The sequence below is a fragment of the Oleiphilus sp. HI0128 genome, from assembly GCF_001635365.1.
Map to the genome: position 1 here is coordinate 1 of NZ_LWGG01001146.1, position 743 is coordinate 743.

The window sequence follows — 743 nt, forward strand, 5'->3', positions numbered from 1 at the left end:
TGCTTGATGTCGACCGAGAGCTCTTCAGCTGCTTTGCTTAAGAAGTAGTTCGCCAGGGTGGGGACGTCTTCACTTCGGTCGCATAGTTTAGGTAGGTGAACGCGAATAACGTTCAAACGGTGAAATAAATCTTCCCGGAAGCTACCTTCTTGAACCAGACCTTCAAGGTTTTGGTGGGTTGCAGCGATAATCCTAACGTTAACCTTAACGGGTGTGGTGCCACCGACTCGATAAAACTCACCATCTGCAAGTACACGTAATAGGCGGGTTTGCGTATCGGCAGGCATATCTCCGATTTCATCGAGGAAAAGTGTACCGCCATCAGCCTGTTCAAAGCGTCCGGTGCGCTGTCCTCCAGCACCTGTAAAGGCACCTTTCTCATGACCAAATAACTCAGACTCAATCAGGTCGTTGGGAATTGCAGCCATGTTTAAGGCAATAAATGGTAACTGTGCACGGGGGCTATGCTGATGCAAAGCACGAGCGACCAGTTCTTTACCTGTTCCTGATTCGCCATTGATCAGAACCGTTATATTTGACTGTGATAAGCGGCCGATAGCGCGAAACACTTCCTGCATCGCTGGAGCTTTACCAATGATTTCAGTATTTTCTTCATTGAGCTCCGGTGCATCAGGCATATTCTGTGCTTTTTGCTCTTGGGAGTGAGCAATGGCGCGTTTGATTAGTGCGACGGCATCATCTAGATCGAAGGGTTTGGGTAGGTAGTCGAAAGCGCCACTCTG

Annotated in this window: 1 protein-coding gene; it reads right to left on the reverse strand. The window is 48.9% G+C overall.

Features of this window, described 5'->3' with window-relative positions:
• Nucleotides 1-743 (reverse strand): sigma 54-interacting transcriptional regulator (locus A3763_RS19410; protein ID WP_156495191.1); only part of this gene is annotated, 743 nt, incomplete at both ends.